Source organism: Kitasatospora griseola (assembly GCF_044999035.1).
Taxonomy (GTDB): Bacteria; Actinomycetota; Actinomycetes; order Streptomycetales; family Streptomycetaceae; genus Kitasatospora; species Kitasatospora griseola.
On sequence record NZ_CP173361.1, the window covers coordinates 1 to 18,130 of the forward strand.

Annotated in this window: 23 protein-coding genes; 12 read left to right on the forward strand and 11 right to left on the reverse strand. The window is 71.7% G+C overall.

The window, feature by feature from the left end; all coding sequences use genetic code 11:
- Positions 1–130: 130 nt before the first annotated feature.
- The gene (locus ACI1MP_RS37120) at positions 131–934 is read left to right on the forward strand and encodes a hypothetical protein (protein ID WP_404870890.1); all 804 of its coding nucleotides are present in this window, start codon (positions 131–133) and stop codon (positions 932–934) included.
- A gap of 135 nt (positions 935–1,069) precedes the next feature.
- On the opposite strand, the gene ACI1MP_RS37125 is transcribed toward ACI1MP_RS37120, so the two are convergent.
- Both ACI1MP_RS37125 and ACI1MP_RS37130 read right to left on the reverse strand, forming a co-directional pair.
- Positions 1,070–2,665, reverse strand: a complete 1,596-nt coding sequence (locus ACI1MP_RS37125; protein ID WP_404870891.1) for a replication-relaxation family protein — start codon at positions 2,663–2,665, stop codon at positions 1,070–1,072.
- 493 nt (positions 2,666–3,158) lie between these two features.
- Positions 3,159–4,211 carry a hypothetical protein gene (locus ACI1MP_RS37130; RefSeq protein ID WP_404867251.1) on the reverse strand — a complete coding sequence of 351 codons (1,053 nt, stop codon included), beginning with the start codon at positions 4,209–4,211 and terminating at the stop codon, positions 3,159–3,161.
- Between the two features lie 631 nt (positions 4,212–4,842).
- Here ACI1MP_RS37130 and ACI1MP_RS37135 point away from each other — a divergent pair.
- The 4 genes from ACI1MP_RS37135 to ACI1MP_RS37150 all read left to right on the forward strand — a co-directional run bounded on the left by ACI1MP_RS37135 (position 4,843) and on the right by ACI1MP_RS37150 (position 6,148).
- The gene (locus ACI1MP_RS37135; protein ID WP_404867252.1) at positions 4,843–4,983 is read left to right on the forward strand and encodes a hypothetical protein; all 141 of its coding nucleotides are present in this window, start codon (positions 4,843–4,845) and stop codon (positions 4,981–4,983) included.
- 108 nt (positions 4,984–5,091) lie between these two features.
- A complete protein-coding gene (locus ACI1MP_RS37140; RefSeq protein ID WP_404867253.1) occupies positions 5,092–5,373 on the forward strand; it encodes a hypothetical protein in 282 nt (93 codons plus the stop codon).
- A gap of 24 nt (positions 5,374–5,397) precedes the next feature.
- Positions 5,398–5,703, forward strand: a complete 306-nt coding sequence (locus tag ACI1MP_RS37145; protein WP_404867254.1) for a hypothetical protein — start codon at positions 5,398–5,400, stop codon at positions 5,701–5,703.
- An 88-nt stretch (positions 5,704–5,791) separates the two neighbouring features.
- Positions 5,792–6,148: a hypothetical protein gene (locus ACI1MP_RS37150; RefSeq protein WP_404867255.1), complete on the forward strand. Its 357-nt coding sequence runs from the start codon at positions 5,792–5,794 to the stop codon at positions 6,146–6,148.
- 672 nt (positions 6,149–6,820) lie between these two features.
- Here the strand turns inward: ACI1MP_RS37150 and ACI1MP_RS37155 are convergent.
- Positions 6,821–7,351, reverse strand: a complete 531-nt coding sequence (locus ACI1MP_RS37155; protein ID WP_404867256.1) for a hypothetical protein — start codon at positions 7,349–7,351, stop codon at positions 6,821–6,823.
- A 79-nt stretch (positions 7,352–7,430) separates the two neighbouring features.
- On the opposite strand from ACI1MP_RS37155, the gene ACI1MP_RS37160 reads away from it, so the two are divergent.
- The gene (locus ACI1MP_RS37160) at positions 7,431–7,751 is read left to right on the forward strand and encodes a hypothetical protein (protein WP_404867257.1); all 321 of its coding nucleotides are present in this window, start codon (positions 7,431–7,433) and stop codon (positions 7,749–7,751) included.
- A gap of 68 nt (positions 7,752–7,819) precedes the next feature.
- On the forward strand, positions 7,820–8,254 hold the full coding sequence (locus tag ACI1MP_RS37165; protein WP_404867258.1) for a hypothetical protein: 435 nt from the start codon (positions 7,820–7,822) through the stop codon (positions 8,252–8,254).
- 70 nt (positions 8,255–8,324) lie between these two features.
- Here ACI1MP_RS37165 and ACI1MP_RS37170 read toward each other — a convergent pair whose 3' ends face one another.
- On the reverse strand, positions 8,325–8,849 hold the full coding sequence (locus tag ACI1MP_RS37170; RefSeq protein WP_404867259.1) for a hypothetical protein: 525 nt from the start codon (positions 8,847–8,849) through the stop codon (positions 8,325–8,327).
- 277 nt (positions 8,850–9,126) lie between these two features.
- On the opposite strand from ACI1MP_RS37170, the gene ACI1MP_RS37175 reads away from it, so the two are divergent.
- Positions 9,127–9,342: a hypothetical protein gene (locus ACI1MP_RS37175; RefSeq protein ID WP_404870892.1), complete on the forward strand. Its 216-nt coding sequence runs from the start codon at positions 9,127–9,129 to the stop codon at positions 9,340–9,342.
- A gap of 321 nt (positions 9,343–9,663) precedes the next feature.
- On the forward strand, positions 9,664–9,885 hold the full coding sequence (locus ACI1MP_RS37180) for a hypothetical protein (RefSeq protein ID WP_404870893.1): 222 nt from the start codon (positions 9,664–9,666) through the stop codon (positions 9,883–9,885).
- 165 nt (positions 9,886–10,050) lie between these two features.
- Here ACI1MP_RS37180 and ACI1MP_RS37185 read toward each other — a convergent pair whose 3' ends face one another.
- The 5 genes from ACI1MP_RS37185 to ACI1MP_RS37205 form a co-directional block, all read right to left on the reverse strand.
- The gene (locus ACI1MP_RS37185; RefSeq protein ID WP_404870894.1) at positions 10,051–10,197 is read right to left on the reverse strand and encodes a hypothetical protein; all 147 of its coding nucleotides are present in this window, start codon (positions 10,195–10,197) and stop codon (positions 10,051–10,053) included.
- 10 nt (positions 10,198–10,207) lie between these two features.
- A complete protein-coding gene (locus ACI1MP_RS37190; protein ID WP_404870895.1) occupies positions 10,208–10,639 on the reverse strand; it encodes a hypothetical protein in 432 nt (143 codons plus the stop codon).
- A gap of 222 nt (positions 10,640–10,861) precedes the next feature.
- Entirely contained in the window at positions 10,862–11,500 is a 639-nt protein-coding gene (locus ACI1MP_RS37195) for a hypothetical protein (RefSeq protein WP_404870896.1), read from the reverse strand.
- A gap of 675 nt (positions 11,501–12,175) precedes the next feature.
- Positions 12,176–12,796 carry a hypothetical protein gene (locus ACI1MP_RS37200; protein WP_404870897.1) on the reverse strand — a complete coding sequence of 207 codons (621 nt, stop codon included), beginning with the start codon at positions 12,794–12,796 and terminating at the stop codon, positions 12,176–12,178.
- 91 nt (positions 12,797–12,887) lie between these two features.
- Positions 12,888–13,424 carry a YrhB domain-containing protein gene (locus tag ACI1MP_RS37205; RefSeq protein ID WP_404870898.1) on the reverse strand — a complete coding sequence of 179 codons (537 nt, stop codon included), beginning with the start codon at positions 13,422–13,424 and terminating at the stop codon, positions 12,888–12,890.
- A gap of 270 nt (positions 13,425–13,694) precedes the next feature.
- Between ACI1MP_RS37205 and ACI1MP_RS37210 the strand changes: the two genes are divergently transcribed.
- A complete protein-coding gene (locus ACI1MP_RS37210; protein WP_404870899.1) occupies positions 13,695–14,402 on the forward strand; it encodes a hypothetical protein in 708 nt (235 codons plus the stop codon).
- 116 nt (positions 14,403–14,518) lie between these two features.
- Here the strand turns inward: ACI1MP_RS37210 and ACI1MP_RS37215 are convergent, their stop codons facing one another.
- Positions 14,519–16,021 (reverse strand): hypothetical protein, encoded by a 1,503-nt coding sequence (locus ACI1MP_RS37215; protein WP_404870900.1) that lies wholly within the window; start codon positions 16,019–16,021, stop codon positions 14,519–14,521.
- Between the two features lie 346 nt (positions 16,022–16,367).
- Between ACI1MP_RS37215 and ACI1MP_RS37220 the strand changes: the two genes are divergently transcribed.
- The gene (locus ACI1MP_RS37220; RefSeq protein WP_404870901.1) at positions 16,368–16,811 is read left to right on the forward strand and encodes a hypothetical protein; all 444 of its coding nucleotides are present in this window, start codon (positions 16,368–16,370) and stop codon (positions 16,809–16,811) included.
- A 90-nt stretch (positions 16,812–16,901) separates the two neighbouring features.
- Here ACI1MP_RS37220 and ACI1MP_RS37225 read toward each other — a convergent pair whose 3' ends face one another.
- On the reverse strand, positions 16,902–17,111 hold the full coding sequence (locus ACI1MP_RS37225) for a hypothetical protein (protein WP_404870902.1): 210 nt from the start codon (positions 17,109–17,111) through the stop codon (positions 16,902–16,904).
- A gap of 551 nt (positions 17,112–17,662) precedes the next feature.
- On the opposite strand from ACI1MP_RS37225, the gene ACI1MP_RS37230 reads away from it, so the two are divergent.
- On the forward strand, positions 17,663–18,064 hold the full coding sequence (locus tag ACI1MP_RS37230) for a peptidase inhibitor family I36 protein (RefSeq protein ID WP_404870903.1): 402 nt from the start codon (positions 17,663–17,665) through the stop codon (positions 18,062–18,064).
- The last annotated feature ends 66 nt before the right edge of the window (positions 18,065–18,130 follow it).

Genomic DNA, 18,130 nt, shown 5'->3' on the forward strand with positions numbered 1-18,130 from the left:
CGGGACGGAACAGACGAGCAAGCGAGCGAGCGCCAGCCAGGGCGGCAGACAGACAACCTGCCGCGCGTTCGACGGCAGTACCTTCGCACTTCGCTCATACGCTGTCAGGGCCCGGTGAGATGATTGGACGATGAGTGAACCCCGGTCCCTGGATGACATGTTGGGCAAGCCGGACGGCATGTCCGACGCTGAGGTCAATCGAATCAAGAACGAACGGGTCCTCGGTGCCACCGCGCTCATGCTGTACGAGCGCGGCCACGCGGACGCGTCCACGTTGCTGGCCGAGGTCAACGCCTTGGACCTGGACTACTGCGGTGAAGACTGGAACATCACCCAGCTCGAAGCCATCCTCGACATCGAATCGAACCTGGCTGACCGGTTCACCGAAGAACTGCTGGAGCAGATTCGGGCCGCCATGTGCTCAGTCGTCGAGCGGAACAGCGAGACCATCACGCAGGTCCGTACCCGCCCTCTGATTCCTCCGGTCCAAGTTGACTGGCGCTCACAGCTGAAGGCCGCAGTGAGCACTCGTCAGTCCAATGTGGCCCGCCGGGTGAGAACTGAACCCCAACATCCAGTTGAGGACTCGCTCCACTTCTCCAACGAGTGGGAGCTGAGGGTCTACCAACTCCTCAAAGAGAAGCAGGAGAGCCTGCCTGATAACGAGACCCTCGGCATCATGCCTCTTGGGGCAATGCGAGTCCGCGGGCACACCTACGAACCGGATCTGCTCGTCACCTACCGCGGACGCGCAGGCATCATCGAGATCGACGGCCCCCATCACAAGGGACGCCGCTCGGACGACGCCAGCCGGGAACGCCTGCTGCGCAACGCCGGAGTCAAGCACATCGACCGACTGGACGTTCGGGAGACCACATCCAAGCCAGAAGTTGAGAAGTTCATCACGGACTTCCTCAAGCATCTGGGTGCCTAAGCGCAGGGCGCCCATGAGCCGGTGCCTGGAGCGGCGACCGGGCCGCACGGCCCGGGCCAGCAGCCGGGCCGTGCGGCCCTGCCCGACCAGTTGGTGAGCGGTCTTCCCAGTACTCCTCGACGGGTCGGTGTCGCGTCAGCGGTCGGGATGCTTCTCGGCATGGGCCAGGCGGATGTGCCACCAGGGGTCGTCGAGTTTCCCGGCCTTGGCCTGCCGTCGTTCGCGGTGGGTGGGCGCGGGCAGGATGATCGCCGGGCGGCCGTTCATGCGGCGGCGGCTGTCGCAGGCGGGGCACTCCAGCTGGTGGGGGTCGGCTCTCTCGCGCAGCTCGATGATGGTGTCGGGTTCGCCGCCGATGGAGCCCTTGCACGTGTAGCAGGGGTGCATGGCGGCGTTGGCTTCCCGGGCGGCGAGCAGCGTGTTCCGCTCCTGGGCGTCCCGGGCTTCCCGTCGGCAGTCGGTGCAGGGCTCGGTGCCGTCGCTGGCGCTGTACTTGTCGTCGAACTCGTCTTCGCGGCGGCGGCAGCCGGGGCAGCGGGTGGCCTCCAGGCGGGCCTGCTCGGCGTCCTGCAAGGCATGCTCCTCCGCGGCCAGGCGAGCCTTGGTGCGGGTGGTGTATTCGGTGTTGGCGAGGGCATCGGTGAGGGTCTGCCAGCCGTGGCTGCCGAAGCGCCACCAGATCGCGGCGTGCGGGCCGTGTTCGGTGAGCTGGTCGAAGTGGCAGGCCAGGATCGGGATGCTGGCGGTGAAGTCGAACGGGTCGCGGTGCCAGCGGTCGCCCTTGCCCGGTCGCCAGTGCTCGCGGGTGAGGTCCTGAACCCGGTTGATGGTGTTGTTCAGCCCGCGGGGCCCGGCTCCGGCGAGGACCAGGGCGATGGGCGGAAGGGAGTCGGTGCCGGCCATCGGGAAGCGGCGGCGCCACACCGGGAGGCGGCCGGCGTTGTTGTGGTGGCCGTCGTGGGCGGGGTCCTTGTAGGTGAGGGCGAAGTACTCGGCGTAGCGGGTGAACTTCTCGGCGATGAACTGCGGGGTCTCGTTGTGGAGGTCGACCTCGACCAGGAGCAGCGGGACGCCGTGGGCGGGGGCGGTGAGAACGGCGTCGGCGAACTGGGTGCGGTCGCCGGGCAGGGGGAAGGGGGCTTCGGTGGTCCAGTCGGCGATGGTGCCGATCGGGTCGCCGGGGGTGGCGGGGCTGGTGAAGGCGACGATGGTGTCGTTGACGGTCATGGCGTGGGGGGCGCCGGTGGCGCGGCCGACCGAGCGGGCGCGGCCGCCGGCCTTGCGGGAGGAAGGCAGGGTGGACTTCGCGGCGTCCAGGCCGAGGTCGGTCAGTCCCCAGATCTTGGCTCCCGAGCCGGGCGGGCGGACAGGCTTGCGCTTCGGCTTCGGCTTCGGCTTCGGCGCGGAAGGCGCGGTGGCGGCGTCGTCCGGGTCCGGGTCGGTGGTGAGGCCGGAGGTGCTGCCGCGCTTCTCGGTGAGCTTGTTCTTCTCCAGGTCCCGCAGGCCCGAGGCGACCGTGTTCGGCTGCTCGTGGTCGGGCTGGGCCAGGAGCCAGACCTGCTTGACGGTGGCGACCTTCAGCACGCCGAGCACCCGCAGGATGCTGTGGCGCAGCGGGCCGGTGGAGCCGTTGGGGTAGGCCTTCGCTCGGACGAACGCGGTGCGCTCCTTCGGCGGCTTGGTCGTGGTCGTGGTGGTTGGGCTGGTGCCGTCCGGCTGGTCGTCGGTCATCGTGGCCGCTCCCCCGCTGGTGGTGATCTATCTGGCCTTCTCGATACCTCACGGCACCGACAACCCGCCCCGGCCGCCGCCCTCCCGCCCTCCCCCCACCCCGCCCGATCGCCAGAGCGGGCAGGCCACTCGGCCAAGAGAGAAGGGCCCCAGCGGCCCGGGAGCGCGCAAACCCCGCACGCTCCCAGACCGCCAACTACCAAAGACAAGGACACAGAGGGGTTGTCGAGGTTTCTCTCGGCCTCGAATTCGGGCACTGACCTGCGGAAACAGCCCCTCTGGGCCGTTAGGTGGTGGTCGGGGAGTTGGTCGGGGAACATGTCGGGGAGTTGGAGGGGGAACCGTAGGCGCTCCGGGGAAACTCACCGGGGCCTGTGAGGCCGTCTGCGGGGCGTTCCCGGCCTTCTCCGGCAAGCTACCCGATTCGAGTGCCGCGCACGCCTCCCGGCAGTGCTCCAGGGCGCTGCCGGACCCGTTGGAGGGCGGCAGCCGGTCAGGTGCGGGCCGGGGCGGCGTCGGCGTCGATCAGCCCTTGCTCCAGGGCTTGGCGCACGACCAAGGCGGCGGCGCTGTCGGAGTCGAGGAGCAGCGGCTGGGTGCGGTCGGCGGGGTTCGCGACGAAGCCGTCGTCGACCACGACCACCCAGCCGTCCCGGCCGCCGACGCCGTACTCGATCCAGGCGAGTGCGCGGCCGAGCCGGCGGACGTAGTAGACGCTGGGCGCGCGGGTCCAGCCGGCGAGGTCCCAGCCGTGCTGGTCCATCAGGCGGCTGGCGTCGCGGATCCGGTCGAACTTGCCCAGGTTCCGCAGGTACGGCTCCTGGGGCACCGCCAGCGGGCCCGCGGGCCGCTGGCGGAGCGTGGCGGGTGTGCCCGGCCGGGCCTGGGCGGTGCTGGCCAGCGAGGCTTGGACGGGCTGCTGCTCGTCGGCCTGGTCGTCGGGGTCGAGGACGTCGTCGTACTGGTCGAACTGCTCGTCCTGGTCGTCCGGATCGGCGTCGCCCCACCGGTCGATGCGCTCCATCATGCGGCGGCGGACGCGCTCGTCCTGGTCGGCGTCGGGCCAGCGGGCCTTGTCCCGGATCTCCTCGGCGGTCCGATAGAGGCGGGTGCTGTAGGAGGGCAGCAGGTCGGCCAGCGCCTTGAACGCGGCGGCCGGGTCGGCGCCGGCCTCGATGTCCAGCAGGTAGTTGGTGAGCTTGCGGCGCAGCGCGTCGGCGGTGCCCAGGAGGCGCTGGCCGTCCTCGCCCCAGCGCTCGCCGTCGGCGGCCCCGGTGCTGACCACCGGCGCGGCGGGCGCGGCGGGCTGCCCGGCGGCGGGCACCGGGGCGGGGGCGGGCGGCGGCACCGCGGCTTCCGCCGCTGCCTTCTTGGCCTTGGCCTTGGCGTGGTCGACCTTGCTGCGGCAGGCACGGGAGCAGTAGGTCCGCGGCCGGGTGCGGGACGGCGGGAGGGGCGTCTCGCAGCCGGTCCGGGCGCACTTCCGGGCCGCGGGCGCGCCGTCGGTCGGCTGGTCGGTCGAGGTGGGCTGCGGGGCGCTGTCCATGCCGGGGATGGTAGCTGCCCAGGTCAGCGGCCGTCCGGAGTTTCGCCCCACATACCTTGATGGGGCGTAACCCGAACCTTGGTGCCGGGGCGCGGGGGCGAATCCCGAGCCTTGGTGGGGCGAATCCCGGACCTTGGTGGCTGGGGCGCGGCGGGCAGAGTGCAGCGCCGACCGGGGTGTGTGCAGCATGTGAAGACGGCGGTCCGGGCGGGCATGCTGCACAGTGCAGCGGCGACCGGCGGCGCAGCCCTGCGCAGAGCGTTGCGCAGCACCAGGTCCGCTGCGCAACGCTCTGCGCAGGGCTGCGCAATCCGGCTCTGCGCATGCGCGGGGCGGGGATTGCGCATGCGCGGGGCAGGGTGGGCCGAGGTGCGACTGCGGAGCGGAACGGCGGCCGGTACGGGTGCGGAGTGCGGGCGGCGGACCGGGTGCTGCGCAAGGCCGGCTGACGACTGCGCATGCCATCGCAGTGCCCTGACCTGCGATGGCAAGGTTGGTGCGGGGCGAATCTCCAACCTTGGTGAGGCGTCTCGGCGATTCGCAGTGAAACTCACCGGGTGCGGAGGTGGGGCGATGCGCAGGAGTACGTTGCGCGCCCGTACACGCTGACCTGCGACGGGGAGTTCGGGCGGTGCGAAACTCGCCGGCGCTCGGGGCGGAACTCACCGGCCGCCCGTGCCCTTCCCTGCCTCCGTCGAGTTGGCCGGGCATGACGAACACGACCTTCCTGCCGACCGAGCAGGCCGCCGACGGCGAGGACCAGGAACAGTAGAAGCAGCACGCGCTGAACGTGTTGCTCGCCGAGGCGGCGGAGGCGGGCCGGCGGGGTGCCGGGTGAGTACGCAAGCTCGCCGGACGGCAGGCGGAGCACGGGCACCGGGTGGTGCTGGAGCGGGCCGCCGACGCGGTGGAGCGGGCGTGCGGCCCAGAGGCGGTACCGGGCGGCAGAGGGGTGCTGACGGGGGAGCTGGCGTACGACCTGGCGGCCGACGTCGTCACCGGCAGCTGCTGCGCCGAGGGCCTCCCGGTGCTGTCGGCCGGCGAGCGGGTCGCGCTGGCGGCGGCGATGCCGACGGCGGTGGGCGGTGACGGCACCCCGGAGCGTGAGGTGCCCGCGCTGGCCGCCGCAGTGGCCTCCGGCCGGGCCGCCCGTGATCTTTGACAGGCGACCCTGACGGATTGACAGGTGAGTTTGACCGCCCGTTCAGGCTCCGATGTCGAGGGGACGGATCGCCTGGTCGGTGAGCTCTCACAATTGGGCGCGCTGGCGTTCCTCTTCGGCGATCCGGGCGACAAGTACAGCGCTGTCGATGTGCGGTTCGACGGCGGCAAGCACCAGGCGCCGGAGCTCGGCGGGGTCGATCGCCTCGACCTCCCACTGAACGGGCCGGGCGGGGTCGAGGTGGTGCTGGTGGCCGAACGCGGGCCGGCGGGGATCGTCGGCCTGTTCGCTCCCGGGCGACAGCCGACGCTGAAAACCCGTTCGGAGTAACCGGCTTGAACGCCGCGTGACGGTGCGGCTCGCTGGATAGGTTGCCCAGGCAGCAGTAATCAACGTCTCAAAGCCCTTGGGAGAGACCATGCCTGACAACACGACAGCACAGCAGACCACCGAAAACAGCAAGGGCCCGGCGCCGATCACCGTGCCGCCGGGGGCGTTCGCCACCGCCGACCTGCCGCCGGAGGCACCCGCTGCGGCCGAGGCCCGCGATCGGCTGCTGAACGCCATCGGCCAGCAGGCGCAGTCCGTCGCCGGCCTGGACCCGGAGCAGGCGGCCAAGGTGCTCGGGGAACTCGCCCGCAGCTACGCGCTGGTGACGCGGACCCGGTTCTACCAGCCGGTCGACTTCCTGTGGCAGCCCACCCTGTTCCAGCCGGTCGGGGGCATGGATCAGGTACAGCAGGGATTCATTGCTGGAGCCGACCAGCTCGGGTGAGCCCCGGAGTGCTCAGGCAGCCGCTCGTACGAGCGTCGGACCGGTGCGTCTGCGGCCCCGACACCCGCACCGGTCCACGACGCTGCAGCCGGTCCAGCTCCGAGACCCGCTGACAGGCCCCTGATCACGGTTGCCCGGTCCGCCGGTGCCCACCCGGGCGGTGCGGGCGCGCAGTCGGCCCGGCGGTTGAGCTGGGCCATGAGCTCGCGGTTGGCGGCGAGGTCGTCGCCGCGTTCCTGAAGCTTCAGCTCCAGGTCGACCGCCTGCTGTTCGAGCCTGGTGATCCGAGCCTTGAGCTGCTCGGTGTCGTCCGGGCCGCCGATGCCCACCTCGCGCCAGACCTGCTCGCCGAACGCTTCGCTGAGGCGCTGTTCGAGGTGCTCACACCGGTACATGTACCCACCCGCCGGTCAGGATCGAGTGGCAGGAACCTGGCGGTGGTCAAGGTCGGGTGGCAAACGGTCAGGGCCGCCTGTCAAAGGTCAGCCGCAGCTAGACACAGGTGGAGACAGGTCGGGCCTGTAGACGCCCCCATCAGGCAGAACGGGGGGTCGATGACACAGACAAAACAGATGTTCCGGGGCAAATAGGACGTCCGGAAGACAGGTTGCTGATGATCTATCTCCACCTGTCTCCGCCCCTCGGTGATCTGTCTCCCGAAGGCGGAGGGGGTCAGGCGTGGCGGGCGGTGAGCTCGGCAAGGATCTGCGGCCAGGGCGCGGTACCCCGGCGGTGCAGGGCCTCGCGCTTGGCCGCGATGGGCAGCGCCATGAACACCGCGCGCTCCGCCTGCCCGGCCTCGGTGGTGTCGCGGTCGTAGAACCAGACCCGCTCGGCGATGGCCATCTCCCCTCGTTCGGCCCAGCCCTCGGCCGTATCCGGTCCGGTCGCCGGGCGGCGGGAGCGGGCCCGGCCGCCGCGGTCGGCGCCGGATCCAGTCGCGGCGGGGCGGTCGAGGTCGGCTTCGGCGAGCAGCAGCCGGCGCACTTCGGCGAGGGCGCCGTGGGTCGGGGCGAGCAGGGCCAGGGCGCGGGGGCCGCACTGCTGGAGCGTGGCGGTGAGGGTGGCGAGCACCTCCAGGACGGCGACGGCGTCGGCGGCCGGGAGCTCGTCGGCGTCGAGGACGGCGTTCAGCAGCTCGCCCGCCGCCGTGGCGGCCGCGGTGGTCGCCCGCTCGATCCGGGCACGCTGTCCGGTGCTCACCCCCGGTCAACGACCGCACCGCCGGCCGGGTCACCCGGGCGGGCAGTGACCTCGGCGGCCCGGGGTCGGTTGAACGAGGGTGAGCTCCTCCTCCCCCGCCCGGGTGCTCGGCACCGGGCTGGCCTCCCTGATCCCCACCGACGGCGCCGCGGACGTCGACCCGGTCGCCGCCGCGACCGGCCGGCGCGTGGTCGCGCGGCTGCTGCAGCTGGAGGCGGTCGAGGTGCCGGTGGCGGTGGTGAACGCGGCCGTGGAGCTGCTCGGTCTGCTGGCCGGCCATCCGGACCCGCAGGCCCGCGAGGCGGTCGACGCGGTGGTGGAGCGGCTGCGTGCCGCCGCCGGGAGCTCTGGGGCGGGTGTCCCGTCTCATCGAACTTTGACGAGTCTCACCGGAGTTTGACCGGGGTCTGCGGGGCTGGGCCGAAATACCCTGGAGCCCTGACCGGGCCGTCTGCGATCCTCGTGCGCGTGCCAGCTCGTAACCGCCGCCTGCCGCGGCACCTGTCGTGGCCGCTCACCTCGACGGACATCTCCTCCGCCCTCGGTGAGACGCCCTCCCAGGCCCTCCAGCTCAGCTTCTTCGACCACCGCTGGACGGACGGGACTCTCCTCAAGGCCGACTGGACGCCGCCGATCGGCTCGAACTACGGCGCCGGCCTCCCTCCCGACTGGTGGTCGAGTGTCTGGATCACCGTCGGCCCCGTCCCGGGCGGTGAGCGGGCCGCCGCCCGTCAGATCCTGCGCGAGCAGGCACTGCCCGAGCTCCGGAGCTGGGTGGAGAAGGCCCGGAACGGGTCCGAAGCATGGGCGCTGAGCAGGCACAGCATCGCCTGGCAGTACGCCGACCATCTCCTGTGCATCAGCCATGACGAGCAGCTGTACCAACCGGTCAAACTTCCCTGAGACTTGTCAAAGCTCGATGAGACGGGTCAGCTGTCCTTTGCCAGATGACCCTGACTCTGACTGACTGACGCTATTCGCTGGGCGGGAACACCCGAGTCACGGCAACGCCATCAATGAGGCTGGCAAGGCGCTCAAGGATGTTCTTGTTCAGCGCCTCCCTCGTACGCCGCATCTCGTCGAGCTTCGAGCGGGGACTCGTTGAGGTGCGGCCAGCAACCAGACGCTGAACCGCCAATGATGCGAGCTCAAAGGGCATATGGTGCGATCCGATCCACCATCCGTCTCGCATTGCCGCGTCGGTGGCGCTCTGGGCGGCTGCACGAAGCTCGGAGATGCGTTCGCGGACCGTTTCCTCGGTCTCATGCAGGGCCCGATACGAGGAGGCTGTCTGCTCCAGGTAGTCCTCCCAAGCCCGGTATGCGGAACGAATCGCGATGAGCCGCTCAAGTTCCCCGGTCTTTTGCTCACGCTGTCGTTCGTCGGCTTGTCGCCTCCGCTCAGCGTGGCCTGCCCGTGCTGGCCCCAAGTAACCCGCGGCAGCCGTGAGGGCAGCACCCCCCAAAGCACCAATCGTTCCCCAGATCGCACCGTCCATGGCTCCCCCTCCGGCCGTTGACCGCTGATGGACACCTGGCCCAGGCACCCAACGGCCAAACTTCGCTGAGATCCGCCAAAGGTCGCTGAGACGGGTCAGCGGGTGTCCTGTGACAGGTGATCTTGACCGATTGCCACCCGATCTTGACTGCCAGCGGGTTCCTACCACTTGATCTTGGTCAGGGATCTGATCCCTGCGGGCTCGCCGCCCGATGCGGTGCGCTTCGAGGGCGGGAAACCTGTCGCGGTCGCACTGGGCCCTCCGGGATGCTCGATCCATGCGTATCGACTTCGACGGCGTCACTCCGGTGCCGCGGATGCTGCTCCTCAGCGAGTTCCAGCTCCGCTCCGACTTCCATGTCGAGCTGGAGAGGCCAGTGTTCGTCGCGGCGGGCGACCGCGTTTCGTACAAGGGCGGTGCCGTCGTGGTGACCCGCTCGACCGGTGAGCGACACAGGTATCTGGAGGGCGACAGCTACTGGATCTGCCGCTGACGGCCTGGCGGTCAAACTCACCTGTCAATCGGTCAAGATCAGGTGTCAGAGGACAGCGGGCCGGTAGCCGACGGGTTGTCCCAGATGCGTCCCAGGTGAAGCGCGAAACGCCGCTACCTGGGGAAATGGCCTGAGGCTGTCCCAGCAAAACGGACATCCCGGGCGTGCTGGGACGGTGCTGGGACAGGGATGTCCCAGGCTCCCAGGCCGCGATCGGGCGCGGGGGAGGCGGACGTCCGTGCCCGCACACCGGCGGGGTGTTCGCCGCCGATCACCGCTGGGTAGGGCTGAGCCAGTCACCGACCTGGAGGGGAGAACACCGTGAGCGAGTCGACCGCGTCGGCCGAGACGGAGGACTTGAAGTCGCTGATCATCAGCGCGACGTCGGCGCTGTGGGAGGACAAGGAGGCCCTGGGCACGTTCCTCGGTGTGGTGCGGCGCAGCCCGACCTGGGCCAAGCTGGCCGACACCTTGGAGAGCAACCCGGTACGCCCAGCGAAGCCGTCGTTCTACGGGGTGCAGAGCAGGGAGTTCCAGGAGTAGCCGGCCCCCGTTCCCGGCCCGCCGGACAGCGCAGCGGCCGGGCCCGGGGAACGAAGTGACGTTCAACGGGCCCGGCCGTGGGAGGCCAACCGCACTGACCCAGGGCGCGGCTGTGCTGCTCGGCGGCCCGGTGGTGCCTGTGGCGGGGCCGCCGTGGCGGGAATGCTAGACCCGACCGTTGGCGGTGGCCAGGGGTTTGACCTGCGATCTTTCGGCCGCGAACATGTCAGACGCCCAGTAGTCGACGCCGCCCAGGACGGCGCGCGGGGTGCCGCCGGGGTGCTGGATCGGGCCGGTAGCCGGCGGATTCACCCAGCCCGGATCAGGCGGGGGCGCCCTGCTCGGAAGGCAGCCACGGGGCCTTCGGCCAGCGGGCCGGGTCGGTGTCGTCGCTCATCACAGTGGTCAGCAGGGCGGTGGCCACGCTGTCGGGGTCCGTGTCGGCGGGCAGGTCGAGGCGGGCCAGGTCGAAGGGCAGGTGCTGGTCGGCTTCGTGGTCCCAGATGTACGACCAGCCGTCCCGCTGGTGCCAGTGCACGGTGAGCAGCAGGTCGGCGTCGTAGGCGTCCGGGTCGCCGTCGGGGTCGTGGGCTCCGGCGCCCCAGTCGAGACGGGCGGTCAGCGCGCCGTCCGGGTCCTGGTCGAGGAGCCAGCCGCCGGGGCCGCGGCCGGCGGCTTCGAGCGCGGTGACGACCTGGGCGATGTGGTCGTGGTGGGGCAGGTGCCGTCCGGAGTCGGGGGTGGTCATGGACACGGTGCTCTCCCTCGCGGTGCGGCCCGGACCGGTGCCGGGCCTGCTGGGGAAAAGCGTCGTTCCGGCGGCCTGTGGACAGACTCGCCATCCCGGCCCGCGTTTCGTTGCGCAAGTGGGTACGTGGCGCCGCAGTGCCGGGCAAGCCGCCATCGCGTGCTCCGGCGCGCTCTTGTGGGGCACTTGCACCTCTCGGCGCACCTGCCATGAGCACGGAACTGGGCGCTACGGTGCTGGCGTCTCGGGGGCGGTGGCGGGCCGGTTGGGCTGCGCGCGACGGCCCGGGGCGCGCCGCGGGGCCGGAACCGGGGCGGCGGTGGCGCGGTGCATCTCTTTGCCGCTCTCCAGAACATCGCCGATGATGCGCTCCAGCACGACAGCCCGGCGTTCTTGCGGAAGCTGCTCCGACATGCGTTCCGCGGTCAGGAAGTAGCCGTTCAGCACCGGCTGGTTGAAGTACTGGTTGAGCTGCTGCAGGGCGCGCTCGTAGGTCTGCATGTAAGTGCGGCTGAGGTAGGCAGTGAAGGTCGTGCCGATCGCGGCGACAGCCCCCACCATGGCCCGGTCGACGGTTCCCTGAGCATTCCAGCCCGTGACCACGGCGGCCACCAGGATGATCAGGCCTACCCCCATGGCGAGCCTGCTGCTGCGGTAAGCCTTCGTCGCCTGCTCGGTGGCGATGCCGTGGTACTTGTCCAACAGGACCCGGTTGAAGTTGACCAGGCTGGCCAGCTCCATCTTCTCCCGCAGCCGGTCGGCCGCCGACTCCAGAATCTCCTGCTCCCTGGCCGCCCGCTCCCGCTCCTCGCGACCGGACCAGTAGAGCGCGAGGAACAACGTGCACAGCACGAGCGTGACGCACACCCCGACCACGAGCCAGCCCCACCACGGCCAGGTACTAGTGGTGCCTTTATCGCCAGCGGCCGCACCCAGAACTGTGACAACTGAGGCGGTACCAATGGCTACAACGGAAAACCCACCCCTTGTACGCGAGGAAGGCAGAGGGCCACGTGAGACCTTGCGGGCTGCGGTCAGAACATGGCGCGCACGTTCCGTGTGCTGCCCCCTCGCAGGCTCCTCTTCCGCCACTGTTCATCCTCCCGAACATCGAAACCCGTCCCCCGATGACGGGGGAAGCGCCCAGCATGCCGTACGAGGTACACGCCCCGGGACGTTTCGCTTCGTTCCGCACAACGATGGGTGCTACAGGCCGGGCAGGGCGGCCTCGCCGGGGCGGCGGGCGGCGGTGGTCCCGGCGGCGAGGTGGACCAGGTGCAGTAGACGGTCCGCGGTGCCGGGCGCAGCCGGCCGTCGGCGCCGACGTCGGCGCGCCAGCGGGTGATGGTCTCGTGCAGGCTCCGGGAGCCGCGGAGCAGGTAGGCGGGGGCGTCGATCGCGGCGCGGCGCAGCGCGGCATGCAGCGGGTCGAGGTCCTCCAGTCGCCACATCAGGACGGTTCGATCGGTGAGGATGCCGGACAGTTCGTCGAGGGTGTCGGCGGCCGGGACGGCGCCGCCGGCACGCCAGTCGGCCGAGAGGTCAGCGGCCCTGCTCGGGATCGGTCCCCGGCTCGAAGACCACCGCGCCGGGTGTGTGGTGGTCGCGGAACCCCTCAACGACTCGGACGCCGCGGGAGCGGAGTCCGGCGTAGGCGATCAGGCCGGGCCAGTCATCGGCGTCGACGAGCCGGCGGCAGGTCGGGCAGGCGTAGAAGCGGTCGCCGGACTCCCAGTCGAAACCGTCGAACCGCAGCACGGACTCGGCGGTGGAGAAGTAGACGACCGCCCGGGGCGCGAGCAGAAGTCGCAGGCCGGCACAGGCGGTGCGGGCCGATCCCGTACACGGAGGTGGAGGAGTCGTCGCTGTCCGGCGCGCTACGCGTCCTGGGGCCGCGCGGAGGTCGTGGACGTGAGCGTGGTGGATGGCGTGGGCGGCCAGCTCCGGGGTGGCATGCAGGGCGGCCTGCTGGGTGACCGGGTCGCCGAGGCAGAACCCGTCGTGGACGGCGACCCAGCCATCGCCGCCGTCCAGACCGCGCTCGACCCAGCCGACCCGGTGCCCCTCGCCGAGAACCACCAGGACGTCCGGCTGCACCGTCCACCCGGCCAGCACCCAGCCGAAGCCGAAGACCCGCTCGTCGAGCTGGATGCGCACGTCCATGCCGGGGATGGCAGCCGCCGAGGTCAGCGGCCTACGGGGGTTTCGCCCCGTACCGAACGTGACCGTTCCCGGCTGGCTGGTAGGCGGACTGCTACTGAACTGGGCCGGCCAGCGTTTCAATGGGCAGGGGTGGGCAGGTCTCCTCTTCCTGGGTGAGGTCCGCCAGTTCCTCCGGGGGTTCGGCCCCGTCCCGAACAGCCAGGACGTAGTCCCTTGCTCTCTGCGGACTCAGGCGCGGGGCGTGCCTGCGCAGATGGTGCATCGCTGCCACGATCCCGGCGGAGTGGACGAGCGCGCGAACGGAGGCGGCCAGCGGATCAGGTGGTCTGACACCCCTGATCTGCCGCAGGTAGAGCCCCTCCCAGTCCTCCATCCACGTGGTGGTGGGGACGTGGTGGATGCTGCCGTCCTCCACGTCCACCAGGTACGGGCCGCTGCCGACCACATAGTCACGCACGTCGCGGGTGCGGACATACTCCACGGTGTTCCAGAAAACGGCCCAGCAGGCCGCATGCTCTTCCACGTAGTAGACGGCCAGGTCGTGAACCGGTCCTGCCCACATCCATGTCAGCCGTTCCTCGGCCAACAGCGCTTCGACGAGCTCGACGGCACGTTCCTTGGAGATCACGCTCTCATCATCCGCCACCGGCCAACCGGGTTTCCGGCCGGATCGGTGCCGCGATCGCCGATGCCGGGTGCCTGCCCGGCCGGCACCGGACGGCGGCCAGCAGCTCCTCCGCCGGTCGCCATGACTGCGCGAGGCATCGCAGTGCCCTGACCTGCGGTGGGGAGCTCGGCTGGTTCGAAACTCACCAGCCTTGCGAGGCGGATCCCACCAGGTGCGGGCAGAACTCACCGGCCGTTCGGAAGTGCGGTGCGCAGCCCCGAGGCGGGCACGATGAAGACAGGAACGGGCGAGGAGGCGGCGATGCGCACCCGGGACGTGGTGGTCGGTGAGACGTACATCGCGAACATCCCGCAGCGGCTGCCCGCGCGGATCCGCGACGAGCATGCCGGGACCGCCGCCCAGTGGCAGGCCGGGATGCAGCTGCACCTCGCCCGCGGTCGGCGCATCACGGTGACCGTGACCGGCTTCGGCGAGGAACCGGACACGGTGGTCGTCGTCCGGGACGTCCCGGTCGGCCGCGTCACGCTGCGCCTGACCGCCGAGCAGGCCGCCGCCCTCGATCTCGCCGAGGGGATCACGGGCATCGTCACCGACGCGGACGGGAACGCCATCGCGTTCCCCGGCACAGTCGCCCACACCATCCCGGCCCGCCGGCTGCGCCCCCAGGACGAGCGCCTGGAACTCCACCCCGACACCGGCCACTTCCACCGCGCGCTGGCGTGCCGGAACGCCGACGGCATGACGCCGGCCGAGATCGACCAGGCGGCGGCCAAGGCGCTGGAACAGCTCCACCATGTCCGGGGCCTGGCCCTGGAGGACCCGACCTTCGACCGGTCGGTCCTCACCGCCGAGGCGGACCACCGGGAATGGCAGCGGATCGCCGAACGGGTCCGCGCAGCCCGCCTGGCCTCCTACGACCCCAGGGCCGACCCGGACGCGGTGGAACACCCGCCACTGATCCGCTTCCGCCAGGCCTGACGAAGGCCGACAGTCCGGACGGCACGCCGCCCCGCCCTTGTCCCGGGACACGGGTGTCCCCGCATCGTCCCGGCCCCGGGACGCAGTACAGACATGCCGTCGGTGCCCGGGCGGGACTACGGGTTCGTCGGTGAGGGCCTGGCCTCTCGCGGTCGGGGACGTTCGGCGCGGGAACGGGGTTCGGCCAGTTGCCCCGCGGCGCGGCACTGGTCGGCCAGGACCAGGAGGGTGACGGCGTCGACGGGGGTGGCGGACAGCAGCACGCGGTTGTCGGCCGCGTCGATGACCTGGCGGCCGTCGAGCAGGGTGCTCCAGGTGCCGGCCGCGTGGTCCCACTCTTCCGCCCAGCCGACGAGGCGACCGTGCTGCTCGACGCCCTGGACGCCCGGAAAGTCGGGCCAGGTGAGATGGACCAGGCCGCCGCCGAGGGCGTAGGAGCGGTCGGGGGTGCCGAGGCCCCGCTCGGTGGGCGGGGTCCAGCCGGTGGGGCGGCCGAGCGCGAGGTCGTAGGGGACCGGCACATCCATCGCCGCCGCCGGCACCGGCGCCGACTGCACGGGGGCAGGAACGGCAGGCGGACGGCCCGGCCGTGCGGCAGAGCTTGCGGGGCCGGACCCCGGGCGGAGGCGCGGGGCGGTACGGGAGGCCTGGACGGCGCGGTGGAGGAGCTCGAGGGCCTCGCTCGGACGGTCGGCCACCCGGGGCCGGCCGAGGTCGCCCAGGACGAACTCACCCGCCCGACCGGGACGGCGCACGACAGCGGCGTGGCCGCCCCGACCGTCCCGCCCCCAACCGCCCTCGGGGAGCAGCACGGTCCAGCCGGCGACGGTCCCGTTGTGGAGGAGCAGTTGGACGTCGGCGGCCTCAGGAGCGGTCCAGGTGCCCAGTTCCAGGCCGTCGCCGATGGTGAGGGCCAGGTCGTCGATCCGGTCCGGGTCGCCGTACCGGGTGCGGGGGTCGGCGGCGGCCGCGCGCAGCACCTCCGCGACAGTGCGCGGAACCGGCTGCGGCCCGGCGGCCGCCGGGACGGGCACCGCCAGGGCGGGGCCCGAAGCCGGGGTTTCGTTGCCGCCACGAAACCCGTCCGATTCCGGGGCCCGCGTTACGGGGGCGGGATCGTCCGCCGTTTCGTTGCCGCCACGGAACGCGTCCGGTTCACCGCCCGGGTCGCCGTCCGGGGCGGCGGCCGCCCCGTCCCTGTCGGCGCGGCGGGCGGGCGCGGCCGCGCCGGGGGTTTCGTTGCGTGCCGCGGCGACCTCGCGGTCGGCGAGGGAGAGGAGGTCGGCGACGGACGCACGCAGTCCGTCGAGCGCGGCCCGGGGATCCACGACGCCGCCGTCCAGGACGTGGGCGAGGCCGACCGCCGCCGCAGCCACGCCGGCCGCGATCGACTCGAAGGCCACCCGCCGGGACGACCCGCCCGGCGCCTCGGACCCGATCCGGCCACGGCGCCGATGGGCCCGGCTGCGACACGTCGGACCGCAGAACTCGCCGGGCCGACCCGTCGACTTCCGTTGCAGTTCCGTTCCACACTCCCGGCACACCGCCACGGGCACGTCCACGTCGAGCAGCACCGGCTGCTCCACCCGGCGCACCGCCCGGCCCTGATCCACAGTCACCCCCACACCCTAGACGTTTCGTTGCACCGCAACGCAACGCATCCCCGCAGAGCCGGACACGGATCCCGCGCCGACGACAGCAGCTCAAGTGTTGCGTTGCCGCCACGAAACGCGGCAGGCACTGCGCGCGGTGATGCCGCGCGGGTTTCGTGGCGGCAACGCAACGCCCCGCCACGCGGCGGAACAAGAGCGCTGCGCAGACACGCACCGCAGGCGTCCTCCACGGCGGATGCCTCAGGTGCTCCGCCCGGCCGCCGCACGGAGCGGCCGGGCGGCAGGAACGGCCCTGTTGCCCCGTCGGGCGCGGCGGCCGTGACCTCCGCGCCGGGAACGGGGTTGACCGAGTGTGAGACCGTCCTCCGCCGCCCGGCCGCCCGGCCTCGGCTCCGGCCCGAACGCCCTGGTCCCCGCCGGCACCACTGCCGCCGCCGTGGCCGACCGGACCGCTGCGGCCGCCGGCCGCCGGGCCGCCTCCCGGCTCCCGCACCCACGCACCGGTGACCGCCCCGACCCGGAAGCGCGGGAGAATGAGCCGGTGACCAGCACCCCGCACCCGCCCCGCGGCATCAGCGCCCTGATCCCCTCCGTCCGGCCCGCCGCCGCCACCCCGGGCGAGCGCGCCGCCACCCAGCTCCTGCACCTGCGCGAGGCCACCGTCGCTGTGCCGGTCCTCGCCGCCGCACTCGAGCTGATCGCCCCTCAACTCGACGCCCCGGACGCGGCCACCCGCGACGCCGCCGCCGACGTCCACGCCCGCCTACTCTCCGCCATCGAAGACGCCACCCGGTAGCCGGAGCACGCGACACCGCCAGAGGAGAATGGCCGGCAGGTGCGCGCCGCACCCCATTGCCCGCGGCGCGCACCGCACCGCCCCGACGGTTCAGGCCGAGAAGCCGGGGTCGTGGACGGTGGCGAGGCAGCCCCGGCCGAGCCGACGACGAACGGTCGGCCCGGCGGAGACATCGACGACGGTGTCCGGCTCCGCACCCACGACGCGCTCGGCGGGCAGCAGGCGCGCATGCTCGTCGGGTGCGGGAGCAGTGGAGTTCTGGGCGAGGTAGCCGGGTCCGAGCCGGCGGCGGGCGGTCATGCCCCCAGTCTGACCTCCGGTCAGCAGCCCGACGACCACGCGCTCGCCCTCCGGCTCGAACGGGCCGGGGTCGGGCTGCCTGAACCGGGACGGGCGGCGCAGGCCCGGTGCCTACAGGTCCGGGTGCGGCAGGTCAGCCCCGGGTTCGCCGGGATGGCCGAGCGGCTCAATCGCGCGCGGGCGGACCTGGAAGCGGTGCGCCGGGGGATGCTCGCCCTCGGCCACGCCTGGCCCACGGGTCCGCTCCTGCCGGAGTCGGGCTGACCGCAGGCACCGTGCCCGACGCGGGTACCGCACTCGCCGTAGGCCGGCAGCTTCTCCCGCGGTGCCGGGAGGCCCGGGTCCGGCGAACTCGCAGAGCCGTCGCACACAAGTGAGCACACTGCGCAGCCGCACCGACCGGCCGCCACAACGTGCGCCGTCGCGCTGTCCTGGGTACACGAACCCCCTCTATGCGCCCTGTCAGGCTCCTGCCCAGCCTCATAGGTTCGTAGCCGCATCGCCGCGGTGGCGGCGATGCGGGACCTTCGAGAGGGGAAACAATGCCGGTGATGGGCATGGGCAGTCGGATCCGGATGTTCGCGGTCTGCATCGGGATCGCGGCCGCGAGCGTCCTTGTTCCGACGTCCGCCGAAGCCACGACCAGCGGCTGGGCCGACTGCGACCCGGGACTGTTCTGCGCGTGGACGGGAGACAACGGCACCGGCTCCCGGTGCGAGTGGCGGGTCGACGACGCGGACTGGCAGGCGGGCTCACTGGTGTGCAGCTGGTCGGCCACCACCCGGGTGCAGTCCATCTACAACCACGGCACCTCGGGCGCGCCGGTGGCCACCTTCGCCGGCGCGAACTACACCGGAGGCCGGATCGTCTGCACCGCCAGCGGCGCCTACGGCAACTTCTCCGAGAACGGCGGGGCTGGCGTCTTCATCCGCTCCCACACCTGGGCCTGCTGAAAAGTCGAGCAGGCTGGAGTCGGCCCTCTCAGCGAGTCTAATTGGCATGGAAAGGACAAAATAGTG

What these genes read in the sequence shown, in the direction of transcription:
- ACI1MP_RS37120 (WP_404870890.1), top strand. Translation starts at nt 131, where the DNA reads ATGAGTGAACCCCGGTCCCTGGATGACATGTTGGGCAAGCCGGACGGC.
- ACI1MP_RS37125 (WP_404870891.1), bottom strand. Translation starts at nt 2,665, where the DNA reads ATGACCGACGACCAGCCGGACGGCACCAGCCCAACCACCACGACCACG.
- ACI1MP_RS37130 (WP_404867251.1), bottom strand. Translation starts at nt 4,211, where the DNA reads ATGGACAGCGCCCCGCAGCCCACCTCGACCGACCAGCCGACCGACGGC.
- ACI1MP_RS37150 (WP_404867255.1), top strand. Translation starts at nt 5,792, where the DNA reads ATGCCTGACAACACGACAGCACAGCAGACCACCGAAAACAGCAAGGGC.
- ACI1MP_RS37170 (WP_404867259.1), bottom strand. Translation starts at nt 8,849, where the DNA reads ATGGACGGTGCGATCTGGGGAACGATTGGTGCTTTGGGGGGTGCTGCC.
- ACI1MP_RS37175 (WP_404870892.1), top strand. Translation starts at nt 9,127, where the DNA reads ATGCGTATCGACTTCGACGGCGTCACTCCGGTGCCGCGGATGCTGCTC.
- ACI1MP_RS37200 (WP_404870897.1), bottom strand. Translation starts at nt 12,796, where the DNA reads ATGGACGTGCGCATCCAGCTCGACGAGCGGGTCTTCGGCTTCGGCTGG.
- ACI1MP_RS37210 (WP_404870899.1), top strand. Translation starts at nt 13,695, where the DNA reads ATGAAGACAGGAACGGGCGAGGAGGCGGCGATGCGCACCCGGGACGTG.
- ACI1MP_RS37225 (WP_404870902.1), bottom strand. Translation starts at nt 17,111, where the DNA reads ATGACCGCCCGCCGCCGGCTCGGACCCGGCTACCTCGCCCAGAACTCC.
- ACI1MP_RS37230 (WP_404870903.1), top strand. Translation starts at nt 17,663, where the DNA reads ATGGGCATGGGCAGTCGGATCCGGATGTTCGCGGTCTGCATCGGGATC.